11 protein-coding genes are annotated in these 19,269 nt (G+C 50.4%); 4 read left to right on the forward strand and 7 right to left on the reverse strand.

All coding sequences use genetic code 11. The features are described from left to right. Nucleotides 1-464: 464 nt before the first annotated feature. Together MPET_RS15640 and MPET_RS00140 are read left to right on the forward strand one after the other, a co-directional pair. Nucleotides 465-8,342 carry a PKD domain-containing protein gene (locus MPET_RS15640; protein ID WP_318238897.1) on the forward strand — a complete coding sequence of 2,626 codons (7,878 nt, stop codon included), beginning with the start codon at nucleotides 465-467 and terminating at the stop codon, nucleotides 8,340-8,342. A gap of 96 nt (nucleotides 8,343-8,438) precedes the next feature. Next, nucleotides 8,439-10,175, forward strand: a complete 1,737-nt coding sequence (locus tag MPET_RS00140) for a hypothetical protein (protein WP_013327988.1) — start codon at nucleotides 8,439-8,441, stop codon at nucleotides 10,173-10,175. Between the two features lie 15 nt (nucleotides 10,176-10,190). Here the strand turns inward: MPET_RS00140 and tsaA are convergent, their stop codons facing one another. The 4 genes from tsaA to MPET_RS00160 are packed head-to-tail and all read right to left on the reverse strand — an operon-like array spanning nucleotide 10,191 to nucleotide 13,165. Then, entirely contained in the window at nucleotides 10,191-10,637 is a 447-nt protein-coding gene (gene tsaA / locus MPET_RS00145; protein WP_013327989.1) for a tRNA (N6-threonylcarbamoyladenosine(37)-N6)-methyltransferase TrmO, read from the reverse strand. Between the two features lie 13 nt (nucleotides 10,638-10,650). Continuing rightward, nucleotides 10,651-11,265, reverse strand: coding sequence for an FmdE family protein (locus MPET_RS00150; RefSeq protein ID WP_013327990.1), 615 nt, complete (start codon nucleotides 11,263-11,265; stop codon nucleotides 10,651-10,653). A gap of 54 nt (nucleotides 11,266-11,319) precedes the next feature. Beyond that, the gene (locus tag MPET_RS00155) at nucleotides 11,320-11,943 is read right to left on the reverse strand and encodes a TetR/AcrR family transcriptional regulator (RefSeq protein ID WP_013327991.1); all 624 of its coding nucleotides are present in this window, start codon (nucleotides 11,941-11,943) and stop codon (nucleotides 11,320-11,322) included. Nucleotide 11,944: 1 nt separating this feature from the next. Beyond that, complete coding sequence (locus tag MPET_RS00160) at nucleotides 11,945-13,165, reverse strand: aldo/keto reductase (RefSeq protein WP_013327992.1); 1,221 nt, start codon at nucleotides 13,163-13,165, stop codon at nucleotides 11,945-11,947. Nucleotides 13,166-13,429: 264 nt separating this feature from the next. On the opposite strand from MPET_RS00160, the gene MPET_RS14265 reads away from it, so the two are divergent. Further along, complete coding sequence (locus MPET_RS14265; RefSeq protein WP_187287564.1) at nucleotides 13,430-15,625, forward strand: MASE3 domain-containing protein; 2,196 nt, start codon at nucleotides 13,430-13,432, stop codon at nucleotides 15,623-15,625. A gap of 40 nt (nucleotides 15,626-15,665) precedes the next feature. Next, nucleotides 15,666-16,232, forward strand: a complete 567-nt coding sequence (locus tag MPET_RS00175; RefSeq protein WP_013327994.1) for a class I SAM-dependent methyltransferase — start codon at nucleotides 15,666-15,668, stop codon at nucleotides 16,230-16,232. A 144-nt stretch (nucleotides 16,233-16,376) separates the two neighbouring features. Here the strand turns inward: MPET_RS00175 and MPET_RS00180 are convergent, their stop codons facing one another. From MPET_RS00180 to MPET_RS00190, 3 genes are all read right to left on the reverse strand, one after another. Then, a complete protein-coding gene (locus MPET_RS00180) occupies nucleotides 16,377-16,616 on the reverse strand; it encodes a hypothetical protein (protein ID WP_013327995.1) in 240 nt (79 codons plus the stop codon). Between the two features lie 56 nt (nucleotides 16,617-16,672). Beyond that, nucleotides 16,673-17,176: a hypothetical protein gene (locus MPET_RS00185; RefSeq protein WP_013327996.1), complete on the reverse strand. Its 504-nt coding sequence runs from the start codon at nucleotides 17,174-17,176 to the stop codon at nucleotides 16,673-16,675. 165 nt (nucleotides 17,177-17,341) lie between these two features. Next, nucleotides 17,342-19,060 carry a PEGA domain-containing protein gene (locus MPET_RS00190; RefSeq protein ID WP_083773156.1) on the reverse strand — a complete coding sequence of 573 codons (1,719 nt, stop codon included), beginning with the start codon at nucleotides 19,058-19,060 and terminating at the stop codon, nucleotides 17,342-17,344. Nucleotides 19,061-19,269: the final 209 nt, after the last annotated feature.

The raw sequence follows: 19,269 nt of genomic DNA on the forward strand, positions 1-19,269 counted from the left end.
GTTATATAGGAAAATATGCCTGTTTTGCAAATTTTCATGCAAAATTCCACTACAGTTTTATGAAAAAATACTTCCTCTGATATACTCTTTTTGCTAAGTCAGGTATAACTTAGTAACACAAATATTTGGAAAGTTATATTTCGTATGAAGAAATACAGATTTTGTTAGACCAAGATGACTTTTCCGGCTTTGCTTCAGACTGGTGATCATGGTGTGCATAAGGGGGCTGAAATATTGCACATCCTGTGTTTGATCAGGAGAGAATTCCGGAACGGGCAAGTAGGTCTGCCAGGATGAATCCGGCTGTACATTTCCGGTAGCTCTTATATGTAAATACCGGGATTGGGGCTGTGCACCGGATAACCTGCTGGTGGTTGCAGAAATTATTTACTAGGGTTATAACTATGAGGGGAGTGATTGGGACTCAAAAAAATAACGCAGTTCATCGCGTTTTTCTGTTTTATATGGTTGTATTATTATGCATAGTTCTGATGATTATTCCGGCAATGGCGGGTGGCCCGGAGTGGACTTTGAACACTTCCTGGAGCGCCCCAGATGTAGGTTCTTCTTCATCAGCGGCTTTTGCCGACCTTGACGGTGATGGCGACTATGACCTTATGATCGGTGCAGTTTCAGGAGTAACATACGGATATGAGAATACTGGGTCTTCGAGCGGCCCGGAGTGGACTGCGAAATCTTCCTGGAATACCCCTGATATAGGTAGTGTTGCATCACCAGCTTTTGCCGATCTTGACGGTGATGGCGACTATGACCTTATGATCGGTGCAAGTGATGGAATCACATATGGTTATGAGAATACCGGGTCTCCGGGTAGCCCGGAGTGGACTGCGAAATCTTCTTGGAATACCCTTGATATAGGTTCTGCTTCAAAACCAGCTTTTGCCGATCTTGACGGTGACGGTGATTATGACCTTATGATTGGAATATCTACAGGATTCACATATGGTTATGAGAATACCGGGTCTCCGGGTAGCCCGGAGTGGACTGCAAAATCAGAATGGGATAGCCCTGATGATATAGGTTCTACTTCAAACCCAACCTTGACCGATCTTGACGGTGATGGCGACTATGACCTTATGATCGGTGAATCTCAAGGCGTTGCATATGGTTATGAGAATACCGGGTCTTCGGGTAGCCCAGAGTGGACTGCGAAATCCGAATGGGATAGCCCTGATGTAGGCAATTCTGCAGCACCGGCATTGGCCGATCTTGATGGTGATGGTGACTATGACCTTATGATCGGTGCAAGTGATGGAATCACATATGGTTATGAGAATACTGGGACTATGGGTGTGATGGCACCTGTGGCCGGATTTTCGGTATCACCTACCTCCGGTGATGCTCCCCTGACTGTTCATTTTACCGATGAGTCTACCAACGATCCAACCGAATGGTCATGGGATTTTGGTGATGGTGACACCACTAATTCAACCGAACAGAATCCAATTCATACTTATGCGACATCCGGCACCTACAGCGTGACTCTTATTGCGACAAACAGTGCGGGCGATGGTACCAAGTTGGAGACTGATTACATCACAGTTACAAACGCTGTAACTCCCGTAGCGGCCTTTAGCGCCGAATCGACCTCAGGTAATGTTCCCCTTACCGTGAAATTCAACGATCTCTCCGAAAATTCACCAACTTCGTGGCTTTGGGACTTTGGTGACGGCGACAGCACCAATGCGACAAAAAAGAACCCCGTTCACACCTATGCGACGGCCGGCACCTACGATGTGAGCCTCACAGCGACAAATCTTGCGGGTAGCGGCATTAATGTTGCAACCAGTTACATCACAGTTACAGACGTTATCCCCGTAGCAAACTTCAGTGCTGAACCTACCTCCGGTTATTCTCCTCTGACAGTTATTTTCACCGATGAGTCGACAGGTTACCCCACCTTATGGTCATGGGATTTCGGTGACGGAGACACTACTAATTCAACCGAACCTAACCCGGTCCATACCTACGCTGAAGCTGGCACCTACAGCGTGACTCTTACCACGACAAATAGTGCTGGCGACGGCATTGAATCGAAGACTGATTATATAACGGTTACAGATCTTGTTGCCCCAGTAGCGGACTTCAGTGCTGAAACGATCTCCGGTAATGTTCCCCTGACCGTGCAATTCAACGATCTTTCGGAGAATCTGCCGACCTCATGGTCGTGGGATTTCGGTGATGGTGACACAACCAATTCAACACAACATAACCCGATCCATACCTACATTGCATCCGGCACCTACAGCGTGACTCTCACAGCGACAAACATTGCGGGCAATGGCGTTGAATCGAAGACCGATTATATCACCGTTGAGAGCCTTGTTCCGGGAGAAAGCGCACCTGTCGCTTCTTTCACCACGAACTCCTCTTTGGGCAGAGTGCCTTTCACCGTCCAGTTAACTGACACAACGACAGGCAACGTGACATCTTGGTACTGGGACTTCGGCGATGGAGGAAACTCAACCGAGCAGAGCCCTGTTCATACTTACGTTACCGAAGGAACCCAAACTGCCACCCTTTCTGCCACCGGACCGGGCGGTACCACAAAAGCAACAGTCACAATGACGGTGGACGCCCCACTCAACACGGGCAGCTATAACGGAGGGGTACCTTTGACCACCGTGCAGGAAGGTATCGTATCCGGCGGGCTGTGGTATGATTCGTGGCCTGGATTTGGTACTTATGCAGAAAAGACATTCACACTGCCTGACTATAAGGAGATCAAATGGGCGAGGCTTTACGCTTGCGTCTACAGTTCATCTATGGATGGCACGACGTCTTTTTCGATGACAATGGACATCGACGCCGATGGCGAAGAGGGCTATGAAATACAGGAAAACGAGGCCTACAGTGTCGATTACTCTGGCGTTCCTGCCTGGTTGAACGACCATGTGAACAGGGTTACGAGCGACTATTTCATGTGGTATGACCTCACCGACGCGATTAATGGGTCTGAAGTGAATGTCAAGGCAACAGGAGGAGGTTCTGACGGCAGGATCAAGCACATCACCCTTGTCGTCGCATACGATGACGGAGATGAAGATAAGATCTATTACTGGGTGAACCAGGGGCATGATTCTGCAAACTATAATTATGATAATTATATCGGTTCAACAAAATTCAGTACGTCCTCACTCTCCGGTTTTGATACCGCAAACCTGACTTCAATATATGCTGCGAGCGTCGATGGAGTATATACATTCAATGAAGAGTCGCTCTCATCTGGATCACCAGTTTTAAGTGGTGGATACTTCGGATACGACGACTGGAATGTAACTGGTTATTTAAATTCCGGACAGGACAGCACATTTGAATATACTAAATCGGATTCAGGCACCTTTTACAAGATCCAGCTGGCACTCCTGACAGTGTCCGGTGCAGAATCGTCCGGTGGAACAGCACCGGGGACAGATTTCAGCGCGAACGTGACCTCCGGCGCCCCTCCCCTGACAGTAAAATTCACCGATGAATCGACGGGCTCACCGAACTCCTGGTCCTGGGACTTCGGCGACGGAGAAACTTCGGATGAGCAGAACCCCGTGCATACCTTCGGTGCGTCGGGCTATTACACCGTGACTCTTACGGCCGGAAACAGCTATGGCACCAATACCGAAGAAAAGAGCAGCTACATATCGGTGCTCAGGGCCGGCACGGATATCAGCATAACGGAAAGTGTTGTTCCGCTGGTCAGCAGTGCGGTATTTGCTCGCGAACCGAATACCGTCCGCATATTATCCCTTAAGAACGGCGGGAATGAGACCGTGACCGATATCGAGATCGATCTCTATGCAAGCGATGTCTTCGGCCCCGTAAACAGGACAACAGTTGCCTCTCTGGAGAGCGGCGAAGCACTCCAGGTACAGATTATCGACCCGACAATTCGTGAATCCGAAGGAAGCACCATAGTCTACACGGCTGTCGTCGATCCCGACAACAAAATCCCTGAGGTCGACGAGACGAACAACAATAAGAGCGGGCCCGCGAAACCCGTGAAGTACAACGGTTATAAAGGCAAGGCGCTCTACTGGGAAGACGGCAGCAATATCACGACTAAGTACACGTACGAACTCAACGGGGACATCATCCATTCGTTTGGAAACTCTTCGTACGTGTCAGGCAGTGCAGGAGGCAGCTCGTGGCTGAGCCATACGGTGGACTGGACCGCCGAAGACCTCCCGGTTCCTGATGATTCGAAAGTTGTAGCTGCAAGGCTTTATATTCCTTATACCTGGGATAACAGCTACCAGGTTCCCTACAATATCTCCGTTACATTCAACGGAAACGACACATCTTACGATTACCTGGACACGGATGTATCGAATTTCGGTGCATACAGCGACTTCTACTACGGTCTCCTGTCATACGATGTAACAGACCTGTACGAAAAGAATTCTAAAAACAGTGCAACGTTCACCCGCAGTGAAGGCGATGCAAAGCTTTCGCTGTACGGCTTCACGCTTGCCGTGATATATGAGAATTCGACTTCGACCCGAAAACAGATCTTCATAAACGAAGGCTTTGATCTGCTTGGCGCCTCGTTAACTTCCTATGGCACCACTCCTGAAGAGTCGACCGCCTGGGTGGAGTTCTCGGGGATGGATATCAACGTCTCCAACGTAGATTCGACAAAACTTATCACCTTCGTTCCGGCAGGAGCCGGATGGGACAATAACCCCGGCGAAGGAAATCTTATCGTTAACGGAGAGACCGTTGCGGAATATGTCTGGGATTATTCAGGCGGAAGCGGCGCCGTTGTCGGCGAAGGCGGCGGCGGCCAGGTTGCGGTCGATACCCGCGATATAAGATCGAACCTTCTCTCCAGCGGAAATGTAATAGGCATCCAGAGTTACCCCGATTCCAATTCGCCGTGTATGGCAGCCTCACAGCAGTTCCTCGTAATCGATTACGGAATCGTCCCGGAGGCGAACTTCACGGCATCTCCCGTGGATGGAAACGTCCCTTTTGATGTGAAATTTACCGACAACTCGACAGCAGGTGCCACAAGCTATGAATGGGATTTCGGCGACGGAGGCAACTCCACCGAGCAGAACCCGACCCATAAATACACCTACCCGGGAACATATTCGGTCCGGCTTAACGTATCCAATGAAAACGGCACGACAACCTGTCTTGCCGAAAGGCTGATCAACGCCGCATGGCCAAGCATCCCCTCGGCAGGCTTCAGCTCGAACGTCAGCGTAGGAAAATCGCCGCTCGCGGTTAACTTCACCGACAGGTCGACAAACTCGCCGACTTCATGGCTGTGGGAGTTCGGCGACGGCAGCACTTCCACCGAGCAGAACCCGTCTCACACCTATACCGCCGCCCGACTCTATACCGTCAACTTAACGGCCTACAATTCAGACGGCAATAGCACCGTAACAAAGCCCGGGTATGTGGAAGTCGTCGATATTCCCGAACTTCCCGGTTACAACGACATCTACGTAAAGACGGCAAACGCCCCCGCTTATGATAAACAGGCGAACGGGACATATTATATCGGAACATGTGAAAATGGCGGCGGCCTCTCGGACCTCCACATATCGACCAGCCCCGATTCTCCGGACGGCAGCACATACCTGACAGCCAACCGGACGGGAGAATTCTATGTAACATATACGGGCGATCGCGGATTCCAGGACGACATCATACTGCTGCTGGCTGTCAACGGAACCGTACCGGATGATTTCTCCCTGGATATGTCTGCATCCGGCAATAAGTGGACGCCGTCAGATACTGGAGAAAAGCCCGAAAATATCGCGTCATCATCCATCAACAGGGCCTTTGCAAAGGCCGACTTCACTTACGGCCTCCAGGACTGGAAACCTGCAGCCGGTAACCAGGACTATCCTCTCTTTTCAGGAGAGGATATGAACGAAACCTGCAACACGTTCAGGGTAATGTTCATAGATCTCAAATCAGGCGTACTATCGGGAGCACTCGGGTTAGATTATGCAGACACCAAAAACAACGGCTCTATAAGAGTTGATTATTCGTTCACGAACCTGACGTCATTCGCCACCTTCAATGTCTACGGCTGGAACCAGAATAACTCAGGGCAGCAGGCGATCATCGACACCAACAGCGTTTCGAGCGGCTATTCGGTCTATATTGCTCCGGTTTCGGAAGACAACGGGATTGTTCCGGACTTTAACGTCAGCACGACCTCGGGAGAGATTCCGCTCAGTGTCGCGTTCACGGACCTGACCTCAGTAACCCCGACCTCGCGGCTGTGGGAGTTCGGCGACGGCGCCAACTCTACGGAAGAAAACCCGTCCCACACCTACACCATGCCGGGCGTTTACTCGGTCAACCTGACGATATCGAATTCGAAGGGCACTAACAACACGCTGAAGGTGAATTACATAAGCGTGAATAACACAGCTCCTCCGGCTGCCGACTTCACATCGGATAAGACCTCCGGCATGGAGCCGCTGACGGTAAAATTTACCGATAATTCTACAGGAAATATCACAAGCTGGAAATGGGAGTTCGGCGACGGCGGAACTTCCATCGAACAGAGCCCTTCCCACACGTATAATGATGCAGGAAATTATTCGGTCAGGCTTACCGTCAAGAACAGCCGTGGAACCGACAATATCCTCAAGCGGAACTATATCGCGGTCGCGAAGCTCAGTGGAGAATCCCCGGCGGCCGACTTCGGTCTCGTCCCGGCGACGGGCTCTGCTCCGCTCGTTGTCGTATTCACCGACAAGTCGGCAAACACCCCGACAAGCTGGAAATGGGACTTCGAAAACGACGGAATAATAGACAGCACTGCACAGAACCCGTCATATACCTACAGGAATACGGGAACCTACTCGGTTGCTCTTACGGTATCGAACAAATTCGGCAGCGACATGGTTGTAAAAGAGAATGCAATAACCATCAGCGGGGTAAAAAACTCCAGCAAGACGGCAACCATCAGCAATTCAGGTACGCTGACCGAAAACAGCGACGGCAGCAGGGAGTATTCCATAAATACATCCGATGCGGGGATCAGCGGGAACGATATCGTAATCAACAGCGGCAACTGCGTCATAACAATAAAATCGGACAAAACCCCTGTAGAAAACGGGGGCAGCTACGTTTCGTCCAATGTAACAGGCATCGAGCTCAAGACAGACCCTGTCGAAACCACGATGGACAGCGTCGGGAGCGTCAGCGGATCGGTGAATGTTTCGCTTAACGGCATCCCGGGTTCTGCTTCCCTTGAAGTCATCCTGGACGAGGGCGATTCGGGAGTCGGCACGGCATTCCAGCTTGCAGCAGGCTCGAGCGGCCTCGACGTAAGCAAAGTCGCATATACGATGAACATCCTGAAGACCAACCTGAAAAACGGCCAGGACGTCAAAGAAGCCAGAATTACAATGTCGGTTCCGGTCTCCTGGGTGGACGCGAACGGAGGGATCTCCTCAATAAAGATCATCCGTATAGCCGAGGACGGCATGAAAGAGGTTCTTAACACGACTTATATCGGAATGAGCGGCGGCCTGATGGTCTTCGAGGGATATTCGCCGAACGGCCTGTCATTGTTCGGTCTTGCGGCTACAGAGGAAAATTCATCGGGAACGGTCTCATCATCCGACTCTTCGGGATCTGACAGGATAGTTACCTCGCGTGGAAGACTGGACTATAAGAACTCCGAAAACCCCTCTGAGGTGCAGTCTTCGGAGGAGGGCAAGGTACTTGCGGATACAACGGTTCCCTCGGACGACGGTCTCGTGGCGGTATTCCTTTCCAAGGGCACGCTGGCACTGGATAAAAGCGGCAACTCCATAGACGAGATCGTCATTGAGAAGAGCGATGAAGACTCCGTGCCTGAAAACGAAGATTCGCCGGTGTACGAATTCATGGGCAGAGCCTATGATTTCAAGCCTTCCGGGGCTACATTCTCGCCAGGAATCGATATAATATTCTACCTGAGTTCACTTGGCGAATACCAGGCATTTGACGGGAGGGAGCCGGTGATAAGGTACTACAACAAGGCCGGGAAGAAATGGGAGGATCTCAAGACTACGTTCGACGAGGATACGATGACGGTCAGTGCCACGGCAAGCCATTTCTCCATATACGGACTATTTGCCGCGAGCGAAACCGGGTTATCCGGGGAACAGGATGCATCAGCAGAGCAGACTTCAAACGCTGCAACACAGGAAGGCACGGCTGCACCAATAAACAGCCAAACCGGTGCGTCTTCGGCAAGCAGTGCAATTCTCGTCCTCTTTACAGTAGGATTTGTCAGTGTTGTCAGTCTGGGAACCTACAGGTTCAGGAAGAGCCGTATGGAAGAGGTGGTCTTCGGGGAGGAAGAATGAGCGGCTTTCCGGGAAACTCCCGGAGTCACGAAATGACAAAAACAATCTCCCCCTTACGATTAAAATCGACTGGAAGTCCGGAGCGGAGTGGAAAAGATGGCTGATGTAGTCGGTATATACTGGCTGCCGCTCCTCATTCTGGCACTGGTGGCCGGGTCCGCGGGTGCAGGCTGCTGGATCCTGGGACAGGAAAATGTAAGCGTCATCAGCGACACCGCCGGTTCGATCAATGACAGCGCAAATGCAACCCGTTTCGACTGGACGGCATTCCGGAACACCAACCGGACGATAGTAGACGATATGAAGGTCGGCCTGGATATGAACGATCCTGCGGAAGAAAAGGACATCGGTTATTTCAGCGGCAGGGTAATGGAAGAGATCAACAGATCCGTCTCATATGAAACATCTGACGCAGCAGATTCGATCAAATACGAACTCTTTTTCATCATACGCGATCCTGCGTACGAGTATAAAGGCCCCGCGGCCATGGCCGAAAATTTCCATGTCAGCGTATTTAAGACGACAACAGATCCGCTGATATCGAATCCTTCGTACCTCTCGCACGAATATGTCGTAAAATACAACATCACGTTCGAGCCCGACTCTTCGCAGGAAAAAATGAAGGATACGATCTGGTGGTACGAAAGCGACGCCTCGAGGATCGTCAGGTACCTTACGAACTCCAGCATAGGTGACGATATCGCTGTAATCGTAATCACTTTTAACGACACTGAAGGCGACGGGGCGTTGACTTTCGTCCTTGAAGCCGAAGATCTTGAAGAGCTGGAGAAATACTGGGATAATGATGATGATTATATCAGTTATTTCGACTGGTCGAACATAGTTTCGGGTAAAGAGGACCTCGTCTATTACGAAGACCCGTCCAGGGCGATAGATCTGCCTGCCGGTGTCCTTTCTTCCGGGATTACAGACAGCCTGTATGCATCCGGCATTGATGAGAACCTGAAATACGATCTCAGGTCGCAGTCATACGAACTGATGGAGAGCGTGGACGGTATAAGAAGAAGTGTTTCTGCCGGAAATATCGAAGAAACACAAAAAAATTCGGAGGAGCTTATGGAGCTGTCGCGTGAATTCAGTTCGGGAATCATCAATTATTCTGTGGATGATGAATCGAGGGCATTGATCGATGAATATCTCTCGGGTGTCAGGTCACTGTCCAGGGTAGGGTCACATTACTGGGACAAAGCCCTTCTTCCGGACGAGATATATAACGAGGAGAGCATCGAAGATCTCCGGGAAGGTATAGAGCAGATCAACAATGCTCTTGAAAGCATCGGTGAAATCGGGTATAACCCTGAAGAGCTGCAGATTGTCTCGTCATCCTCCCCAGGCATTTATTCGGACTGCCTCCCGGCGGGAACTGCCTTCCATTACAAGGATGCAGCGAAAAATAATGACATCTCCATAAAAATTACGAATTACTACCTGAAGAGCAGGCTGCTTCTCAAGGAGGGCACCTCCATGGAGTACCGGGAAGCAGGGTTCGGGAAGCGCTACATTGGCGTTGTGGTAGACATAATGCATCTCGGGTACCGCGGGAAGGGGAGTCCGCAGATCACGACACCGGATCTCAGCTCCTTTGTCTTTTATTATGACGGGAACCCGTATACTCCGGTAAATATCGGCAGCTATATCGGGGACATGGGGGAGGTATACACCAAAACAACTCTCAACCGGCTGGAAAGGTATGAAAGCCTGATAATCTTTGAGATCGACAAGGGGGACGATTTTGATCCCGAAAAGGCCTATGTCGGGGTCGATCTGGGAGAGTACGGCAAACAGGTGTGGCAGCTCTCGTCTGAAATCTGAAAAAAGAAAATCAGTTTATTTTTTTTCCTTAAAATGATCCTTTGCCCCGGTGATGCAGTCGATCGAAGGGGTATAAGGTTTTATATCGATTACAGGCGTTCCTTCGAGTGCGTCCATTCCTGCAACTCTTATGATTCCGCCTTCGACGGAGAGAACCTCTGCTATATCGAGGCCTATGGGGTTGGGGCGTGCCGGGGATCTGGTACAGAAGACCGGCCTTTCTTCTCCGCCGAGATGGGGCGGTCTTCCGATAAGCGTGTCCCGTTCAGCCCTGTCGAACCAGAGGAGGACATATAAGTGGCTGATACCCGGGAGACCACCGAGTCCGGCCCTGTATTCCTCGAAGATCTCGATCTCCGCTTCCTTATCCGGTTCAAGCCTTCCCTGCCTCGGTGCGTCGCCACGCTCCTTGTATGGGGATTTGATCACCCTGCCGATGGGTTTTACTTCGAACGTATCCATAAGTGCACCTTATTCAGCGGTTGATGCCCGCATATTCGTTGCTGCACGGTATGCAGACGATCTTTCCGTTCTTCACTCTTGCACGCGACTCTGAGACAACCTCACCGCATTCGGCGCATTTTACCGAGTTGAAAAGCCTTGCTTTTTCAGGGATCTCGGCTTTTACATGTTCGATCACGAAGATCTCATCCGCCGGCCGGGTCAGGTACTGCTCCACCATATCGCTTCTCATCTTATGGTACCTTGCAGTCTCCTCCTCCGATGTTTCTCCGGAAAAGAACTTTTTCATAAGCTGGGGGGCCTCCGGTGCGGAATTCATTGCAAACTCAGGTTTCTGTGAGATCCTTACGGCATCTGATTTGTCGCGGAGGATGAAAGTGTAGACCTGTTTTCCGTGGTCCCTGAAGATCAGGTTTCCTTTGCCGAATGTGCACCCTGTGACGAACTGGATTCCGTCGATGCTGCAGGAGTCGTTTTCGGCTATGCATACGAGCTCTTCGTCTTCGGACCTGCCTGAAAGAAGTTCGTCGAGCCCTACTTCAGCCGCCCTGTATCCTATTGCGAGCCCGGGGCAGACATGCCCGTGGAATTCGGCGGCTTCTTCGAATGATTTGATCTCTTTCTTCATATTTCACCTGTTGTTGCTACTTTTGCAATATAATTTATTAAATTTGAATGGTATTTAACCGGTTTTGTCGGGGAAGGCGATCGCCCGGTTCCTTAGTCCGTCTTCAAGAACAGGGTATGCAAGCCCGAACAACTCGTCTGCGTCGCAGCCCTGTCCCGGTGCGGCGGCATATTCGATTAATGCGTTGAGAAATTTTGTCGCCATCCTGATCGTGAGTTCCACAGGGAGAGGTTTTATTTGACCTGATTTTATCCCTGATTCGATGATCTCCGAAAGGAAGAGAAAGTTTGAAATGCCCTCCTCCCGGGTGTCTGCAGGAACATATGGAGAAAGGCAGAACTGCTCCATGAACTTTATCTTTGCGGGATTTTTTATGCCCCAAAAAAAGTAGTTGGAGGAGATTTTCATCAGATCCGAATCCAAATCTCCCCTAATCTCCGTTCCTCTCCCCACCTCGTTCCCCGCCTCCCTTTTTATGTCGAGGTACAGCTCTTCGATAAGCTCCTCTTTGGTGGCAAAGTAGTGAAAGAGCGTTCCTGTCGCAACGCCCGCTTCGCTGGCAATGAGGGATGTCGGCGTCCCGTGAAAGCCTCTCTCTGTAAAGAGTGCCAGTGCCGAATCAAGAATCGCCTTTCTCTTATCGGCGATCGGCCTTTTTTTGTGGTTTCCATCTTCCATTTTATCTTTTCCTAAGGAGATCGAGCTTCTTTCTGAGCGGGACGTAGATCCTTGATACGGGGACGATTATCTTCATGACAGGACCTTCCATATCGTTTTTGACTTTTTTGAGTTCGTTCGGGATATCGATATGCTGCGGGCAGGCCTTCACGCATCTTCCGCAGTTCCTGCACAGGGATGCGGCAGATTTTTTGTTCAGGAGCCCGCCGAGCCTCGACATGTACATGAACTTTTCATGCCGCTTGTCGTCGAACATATGATAGCTGTTGTAGATCTCAAAGCAGGCAGGAATATTGACACCGAACGGGCAGGGCATGCAGTAGCTGCAGCCTGTGCAGCCGACCTTCATTATCTCCCTGTATTTCTCGCCCGCTCTTTTTGCAAGCTCCAGTTCTTCTTCAGTGAGCGAGCCCGGGAGCCCCTCTTCTGCAATCCTGAGATTCTCGTCAAGCTGATCCGTTTCAGTCATCCCCGAAAGAACGACCGTAACCTCAGGCCTGTTCCACAGCCACCTGAGCGCCCATTCGGCAGGCGTCCTTCTGGTCTTCGCCTCCTCCCAGATTTTACCGACTTCGGCAGGCTGGATCCTGGCGAGATTTCCGCCTCTCAGCGGCTCCATTATCATAACGGCGAGGTTCTTCGAGGCGGCATATTCAAGCCCTTCCGTTCCCGCCTGGTTGGTCGTATCGATGAGGTTGTATTGTATCTGGCAGAAGTCCCAGTCATAGCCGTCGACTATCTCTTTGAAGGTTTCTATATCGTCATGGAAGGAGAATCCGGCATAAGTTATCCGGCCGTCTTTCTTTGCCTTGTCGAGAAAATCCGCAAAGCCCATGGTCTTTATCTTCTCCCACCCCCCCTTTGTGAGGTCGTGGATGAGGTAATAGTCTATATGGCCGGTTCTCAGCCTTTTAAGCTGTTTATCGAGGTATCCGTCCATGTCCTCCCGCGAAGACGCAAGCCAGTGCGGGAGTTTCGTCGCTATCCTGACCCTGTCTCTCGAACCTGTCTCTTCAAGAATCTTTCCGACGACCTCCTCGCTCTGCCCGTTATGATATCCCCATGCCGTATCGAGGTAGTTGATTCCCGATTCCATCGCATGCACGAGGAGCTCCTTCGTGTATTCGTAATCTATCCTCCCGTTCTTCTGCGGGAACCTCATGCACCCGTAGCCGAGGATCGAGAGCTCGTCTCCTGTTTTCGGCACTTTTCTATATAGCATCCTGGCTTTACCCCTATCGACTGATTAGTCAATCTAAATTTATTCTCATACGGTATAATACTGATCCAATTACTGCAGGGATCTGCCGGTTCGGGCAGAAAAAGGATGACACTCATAATCCCGTTCTCATATTTTGAGTTTGACAATAAAACCGGAGATATAATCATATGAAAAGTTTCATTAATTATTTTGATAGACTTAGTTCAAAATACCTAATTTGGATCTCCGGCCGGGGAGTGTGTTTTAGCTTCAGAGGTGTAATTGTTGCCTGAAAAAAATACGTTGAAAATAAACAAAAGAGACGGCATATTCTTCTTGTCCCTCCTTCTTTTCACAATTTTTGTCTCGCTCTCGAATTTTTACAGTTTTTTGCTCTTTCATACTGTTGCTGAACTTTTCAGTGTTGTAATCGCCTCTGCCATATTCATAATCGCGTGGAACAGCCGGAATTATATAGACAATAAATATCTCCTAATAATCGGGATCGCCTTTCTCTTCATAGGTATAATCGATTTTGTCCATACCATGTCCTACAGCGGGCTGAATCTGATTTCGGGTCTGAACCAGAATATCCAGGTGCAGTTGTGGATTGCGGCAAGATACCTGGAAGCGGTGACTTTTATTCTCGCACCTCTGCTGATGTTTAAAAAAACCGGTGTCTACAGGCAGTTCATATTATACGCCATCGTTACGGCGGCAATCCTCTATTCTGTTTTTATCTCCGGAACCTTTCCCGTCTGCTATATCTCCGGAAGCGGGGTTACTCAGTTTGAGATCTATAGTGAATTCCTCATATCAGCCATGCTTGTTCTCGCCCTGTGGCTTTTATACGTGAGAAGGGAGAGCTTCGACAGGAAGGTCTTTTTATTCATCGGGGCATCGCTGTTTTTTTCATTGTTCAGCGAATTTTCGTTTACCTTTTATATAAGCACATACTGGTTTTCAAATATCTTCGGGCTTATATGCAAGATAATCTCATTCGGCCTGATCTATTATGCAATCGTAGAAACGGGAATCCGCAGGCCATACAGCGTCATATTCAGGAATCTTAAAAAAAGGGAGAACGAGCTGAAGATCGAGAGGGACAGGTTCGACCAGTATCTTGACATTGCCGAAGCTATCTTTCTGGTCCTTGACAGGGAAGGGAAGGTCATGCTCATAAACAGAAAGGGCTGTGAGGTCCTCGGGTATGAAAAAGAAGAGATCAGGGGTTTCGACTGGTTTGAGAAGTTCATGCCCGAAGGAGACGGCGATGCAATGAGATCGCTCTTCACGCAGGATATCGAGGGGGGCATGAGTCATGTAAAGATAGAGGGCCATATACTCACGAAATCCGGCGAACTGAAGACAATCCTATGGCAAAATTCGCTTATTAGAGACGAAAAAGATGAGGTCACCGCTTCAGTAAGCTCCGGAGAGGACATAACTGAGAAGAAATCGATAGAGAGGGACCTGAGGCTCAAGAACGTCGCGATAGAGACATTGATAAACGGGATAGTAATCCTCGACATGAATGCGAACATAACCTATGCAAACTTTTCTTTTGCACATATGTACGGGTATAGCTCTCCGGCTGAGATAACAGGGATGAGCTCGTCGGTCTTTTTCAGAAACTCCATTGATCTCAAGTCGGTCATCGATACGATCATTAAAGAGGGCGGTTATGTCGGCGAGATAAAGTCGAAGAAGAAGTCGGGCGAAGACATCATTGTTCAAATATCCGCCTATTTCCTCAAGCCAGAGGACAGCACAGAGTCCTGCATATATGTGTCGCTGGTCGATGTAACCGAGAGGGAGAGGATCAAGGAGGCGCTTGCAAGCGCGAACATGAAGCTCAACATACTGAGCGGCATAACGAGGCATGACATATTAAACGAGGTTACCGTTGCGATAGGATACCTCGACATGATGAATGACGCCTCCCCGGAGGAGAAGGACGATTTCATAAAGAAGACATATATCGCTGTCGAAGGGATCAGGAGACAGGCGGAGTTCACCCGGGACTACCAGGATATGGGCCTCTCCTCACCGCTCTGGCAGAATCCCGGAAAAGTGGTCAAAGAGTATCTTGCCTCAAACGGGGAATACGGGGGAATTGACGTGAAGATAGATGCAGAAAACGTCGAGATTTTTGCCGATCCGATGCTCCCGAAGGTTTTCGGAAACATCATGAGCAACTCCCTGGTTCACGGGGAGAAAGTTTCGAAAATTACGATCTCTTCGTCAAAAGACGACTCCGAAAACCTGATTGTCACGATAGAGGACAACGGCGTGGGGATATCCGCGGAAAAGAAGAAGTCGCTGTTTAAACCAGGTATCGGAAGAAACCACGGCTTCGGCCTTTATCTCGTAAAGGAGATACTCTCCATTACCGGCATAGGGATATCAGAGGCCGGAAAAGAAGGGGAAGGGGCAAAATTCGTTATTACTGTTCCGCCGGATGACTGGCGCGGGACCTGAAAACTATATCTTTGTTATATGTGTACATTGATGTATATATATGTCTGAAAGAGGTTATGTCCACGGCTACTCAGAGACCGAATCGGAGAGGCTCTCGGTACAGGCGGCGACACTTAACGAACTCCTGTACGGCGACACCCCGTACCCGGCCGGATCGCTTGTTCTCGAGGCGGGGTGCGGTACAGGAGCACAGACTCCGGTCATAACTAAAAACAGCCCCGGTGCCGTTATAATATCCGTAGATATCTCTCAAAAATCTCTTGAAGTTGCAAAAAACAGGACTACGGCGGAAGGAAGAGCCGGAGAATATCTTAACTGCGATATATTCGGGCTGCCTTTCCCTGGGGATTCATTCGATCACATATTCGTCTGCTTCGTCCTCGAGCATCTCCGTGATCCGGTGGATGCTCTTACTGCCCTTATGAGGGTGCTGAAGCCCGGCGGCACGATCACCGTTATCGAGGGCGTAGGTGAGGATGCGGTCTCCTCCGGGATGATGACGAAAGAGGAATGGGACGAGGGGATCTCGGCCCTGTACCGGACCGCCGAAGAAGACGGGACATTCTGCTATACCTTCTTTAAGGCTACGGGGACCAGGCCCGTTTAATCTCGTTTATTTCTCGGGGCTAAAAGAGGGAGAGAAGGCCGCGGACACCTGCCCCGCGTTTTATCCACTGATACATGAAAAAGACGCGATAGGGATAGAATTATACGAAGGTTAATGCGGGTACTGGAAAGTAAGACCCGGGATCTATCCGCCGAGGAGACGGAGAATCAGGGCCGCAATACTCCCTGCACCTGCTCCTATTCCGGCCGACACCTGCCTCTCCGAGACGATACCCGTTCTTGCGGGAAGATGCAGCGCCTCTATCGCTGAAACTCTTCTCTCAAGCTCCTTGTCGTTCTCTTTTATTCCGGCAATCTCCGCCCTGATCCATTTCACGTCCCTGTTGGTCTCGATGATCTTTTCGACTATCTCGTCTTCTCGCATCCCGGAACCCCCCGGAAAGGGATTTGAGGGATCTCTCCCTCAAACCAGCCGGCCGTTCAGGCCAGTGCGGCAACCGAATCCGCCCATGTCTCAACCGTGCTGAGAACAGAGTCGTCTTCGTAGCCGGAGATTCTCACCTTTGTCCGCGTGAAGGTCACATAATATATGTCGCTGTTTGCATCGTGGCATTTCAGCTGGCACGACCATGTGTCGTTTGCTTCGTCACGCACCGGATCGCCTCCGACTGCAACGGCAAGATCGGCGTCTGCAACTATTGCACCGGCTGCACTCTCCATCGCGGAAATTGACGGGCATTTTACCGAAAGCGTCCCGATCTTCTCTCCGGCGGTATCCTCGAAGACCACTTTTGCGATATAGTGTTCGCGGTTCCTGGCCACCCCGGGTACGGTGGCACCGTTCCCGGAGTATTCGGTGCACCCGAACGGGTTTTCATCGATTACCGACTGGATAATCGCAGAAAATGTCGTTATGTCTGCAATCGGCTGTGCAAGTTCACGAACTGCACTCCTTGAATTGCTGGTTTCAATAAAATCTGTCATTTTTTCTACTTCCTACTATGTCTTCACAAGTGCCGTCCGCGGGCATTCCTGCCCGGGGCGACGTAACATAGTTGGCCGTTGCGGTTTATACGCCGGTTCCGAACAGGGTGCGAAAGTGAAAAGTATCTCAAAAAGACCTAAAAAAGGTATATTTTAAAATCAGGTTTAGGATCTGCCTCTTCTGCGCGATACAACAAGTCCTGCGGCTCCCAGTGCGGAGATCGCGGCAAGGAACCCGAATCCGGGTGTAGCCTTTGCACTTCCCGCCGGTGTAAGTGCCACGTCGATAGTCGACGTTCCGCCGGGCTGGACGTTCACGGTGTCCTTCGCATCCTCGTATCCGGAGAGCCTCAGCAGGACGTCGCGGCTCCCGGGGTTGACTCCCGGAATCGTCAGCGGGGTGATTCCCTCGTACTGGTTGTCAACGTATACGTTTGCTCCGGAAGGAGTTGTTGAGACAGAGATCTCTCCGGTTACAGGCTGCGATATCTGAATGAGGTTTGCATCGACCGTCACCGTCTGTCCTGCACTTACCGTTACGGTCTGATCATAATCACGGTAGCCTGTAAGTTCGACAGAGATCTTGTGTGTTCCGGGGCTGACCGTCAGTGTATATGCACCCGGGACCCCCTCGTCATTCGTCTTTCCCATATATGCGCCGTCGAGATAGACCTCAGCCTCTCCGGGGTACGATATGACCCGGACATACCCGTTGTTTGACGACGAGGGCGTCAGGGTGCCGTGAACCGTCATAACTTCGCCTGCCTTCACATACTGAGTCGCCGTCCATTCGTTATAGCCGGGGGCCGTGAGCCTTACATTGTGGTTCCCTGCAAGAAGATTGTTCACAGTTATTGCAGTCATTCCTGCATAAGTCCCGTCGACATAGGCGTATGCATTATCGGGTTCGGAGGTTATCAGAAGTGATCCGTAGCTTGTTTTCTGCTGGAGAGTGTAGCTTCTCGTGATAGTCTGTCCGGCGGATATGATCACAGTCTCTGATGTCGTCATATATCCGCTCTTGTCTACCTGGACGCCGTATGTGCCGGGGGAGAGGGAGATCGAGAAGGGCGTCGTTCCCTTGTAAACCTTGTCGATATAGACCGATCCGCCCGATGGAGAGGAATATATGTTAAGGGTGCCTGAAGACGAGGACACCGCCTGGAGCGTTATGTATACGTCGACAGTTCCTGAGGGGCCGGGAGGCGACGGCAGGCTCTGTGTTACTGTAGTGTAGCCGGACTTGGATACCCTGACCGTGCTGTAAGGGGTCTGGTCTGTTTTGTACTCGACAGTGAGGCTTCCACCCGATATCAGGCCCATGTAATTTCCGTCAAAATAGACACTGGCACCGTCCACATTGCATCTTACGACATACCACCCGATTCCCGGGGTCGGCTTCGGGGTTGCAGTCAGAGTCGGTGCAGCGGTCGTCGAGGTGGGTGTTGCTGTTGTTGGAGTTGGAGTTGGAGTTGGAGTGGCTGTAGTAGGTGTGGGTGTTGCCGTTGTTGGAGTTGGAGTTGCAGTAGTAGGTGTCGGTGTCGCTGTCGTGGGTGTTGGAGTTGCAGTGGTTGGCGTCGGTGTCGCTGTCGTGGGTGTTGGAGTTGCAGTGGTTGGCGTCGGTGTCGCTGTCGTGGGAGTTGGAGTTGCAGTGGTTGGTGTCGGTGTCGCTGTCGTGGGAGTTGGAGTTGCAGTGGTTGGTGTCGGTGTCGCTGTCGTGGGAGTTGGAGTTGCAGTGGTTGGTGTGGGCGTCGCTGTCGTGGGAGTTGGGGTTGCAGTAGTAGGTGTGGGTGTCGCTGTAGCATTATCCGCCAGTGCGGGTACAGCAGATATTATCAGAACCAGAAAAATAATCCATAAAACCAGAGAGAATCGTTTCACCATAATATCTCAAAATAGAAAATTATTGTATTTAAACGATTTGAAATATGAATATCCCTTTCCCGGTATACCGGCAGCCGGTGATTGTTGAAATGTAAATATTAATGGGCCGGATTTTCCGAATGGAAGGGGTATTCTTACCTGACGAAAAGGCACGAAATCTCTCCTGAAATCCAAAACAACATATTTTATAAATACAACTAAATTATATA

This window comes from Methanolacinia petrolearia DSM 11571 (assembly GCF_000147875.1).
In the GTDB taxonomy this organism is placed as follows: domain Archaea; phylum Halobacteriota; class Methanomicrobia; order Methanomicrobiales; family Methanomicrobiaceae; genus Methanolacinia; species Methanolacinia petrolearia.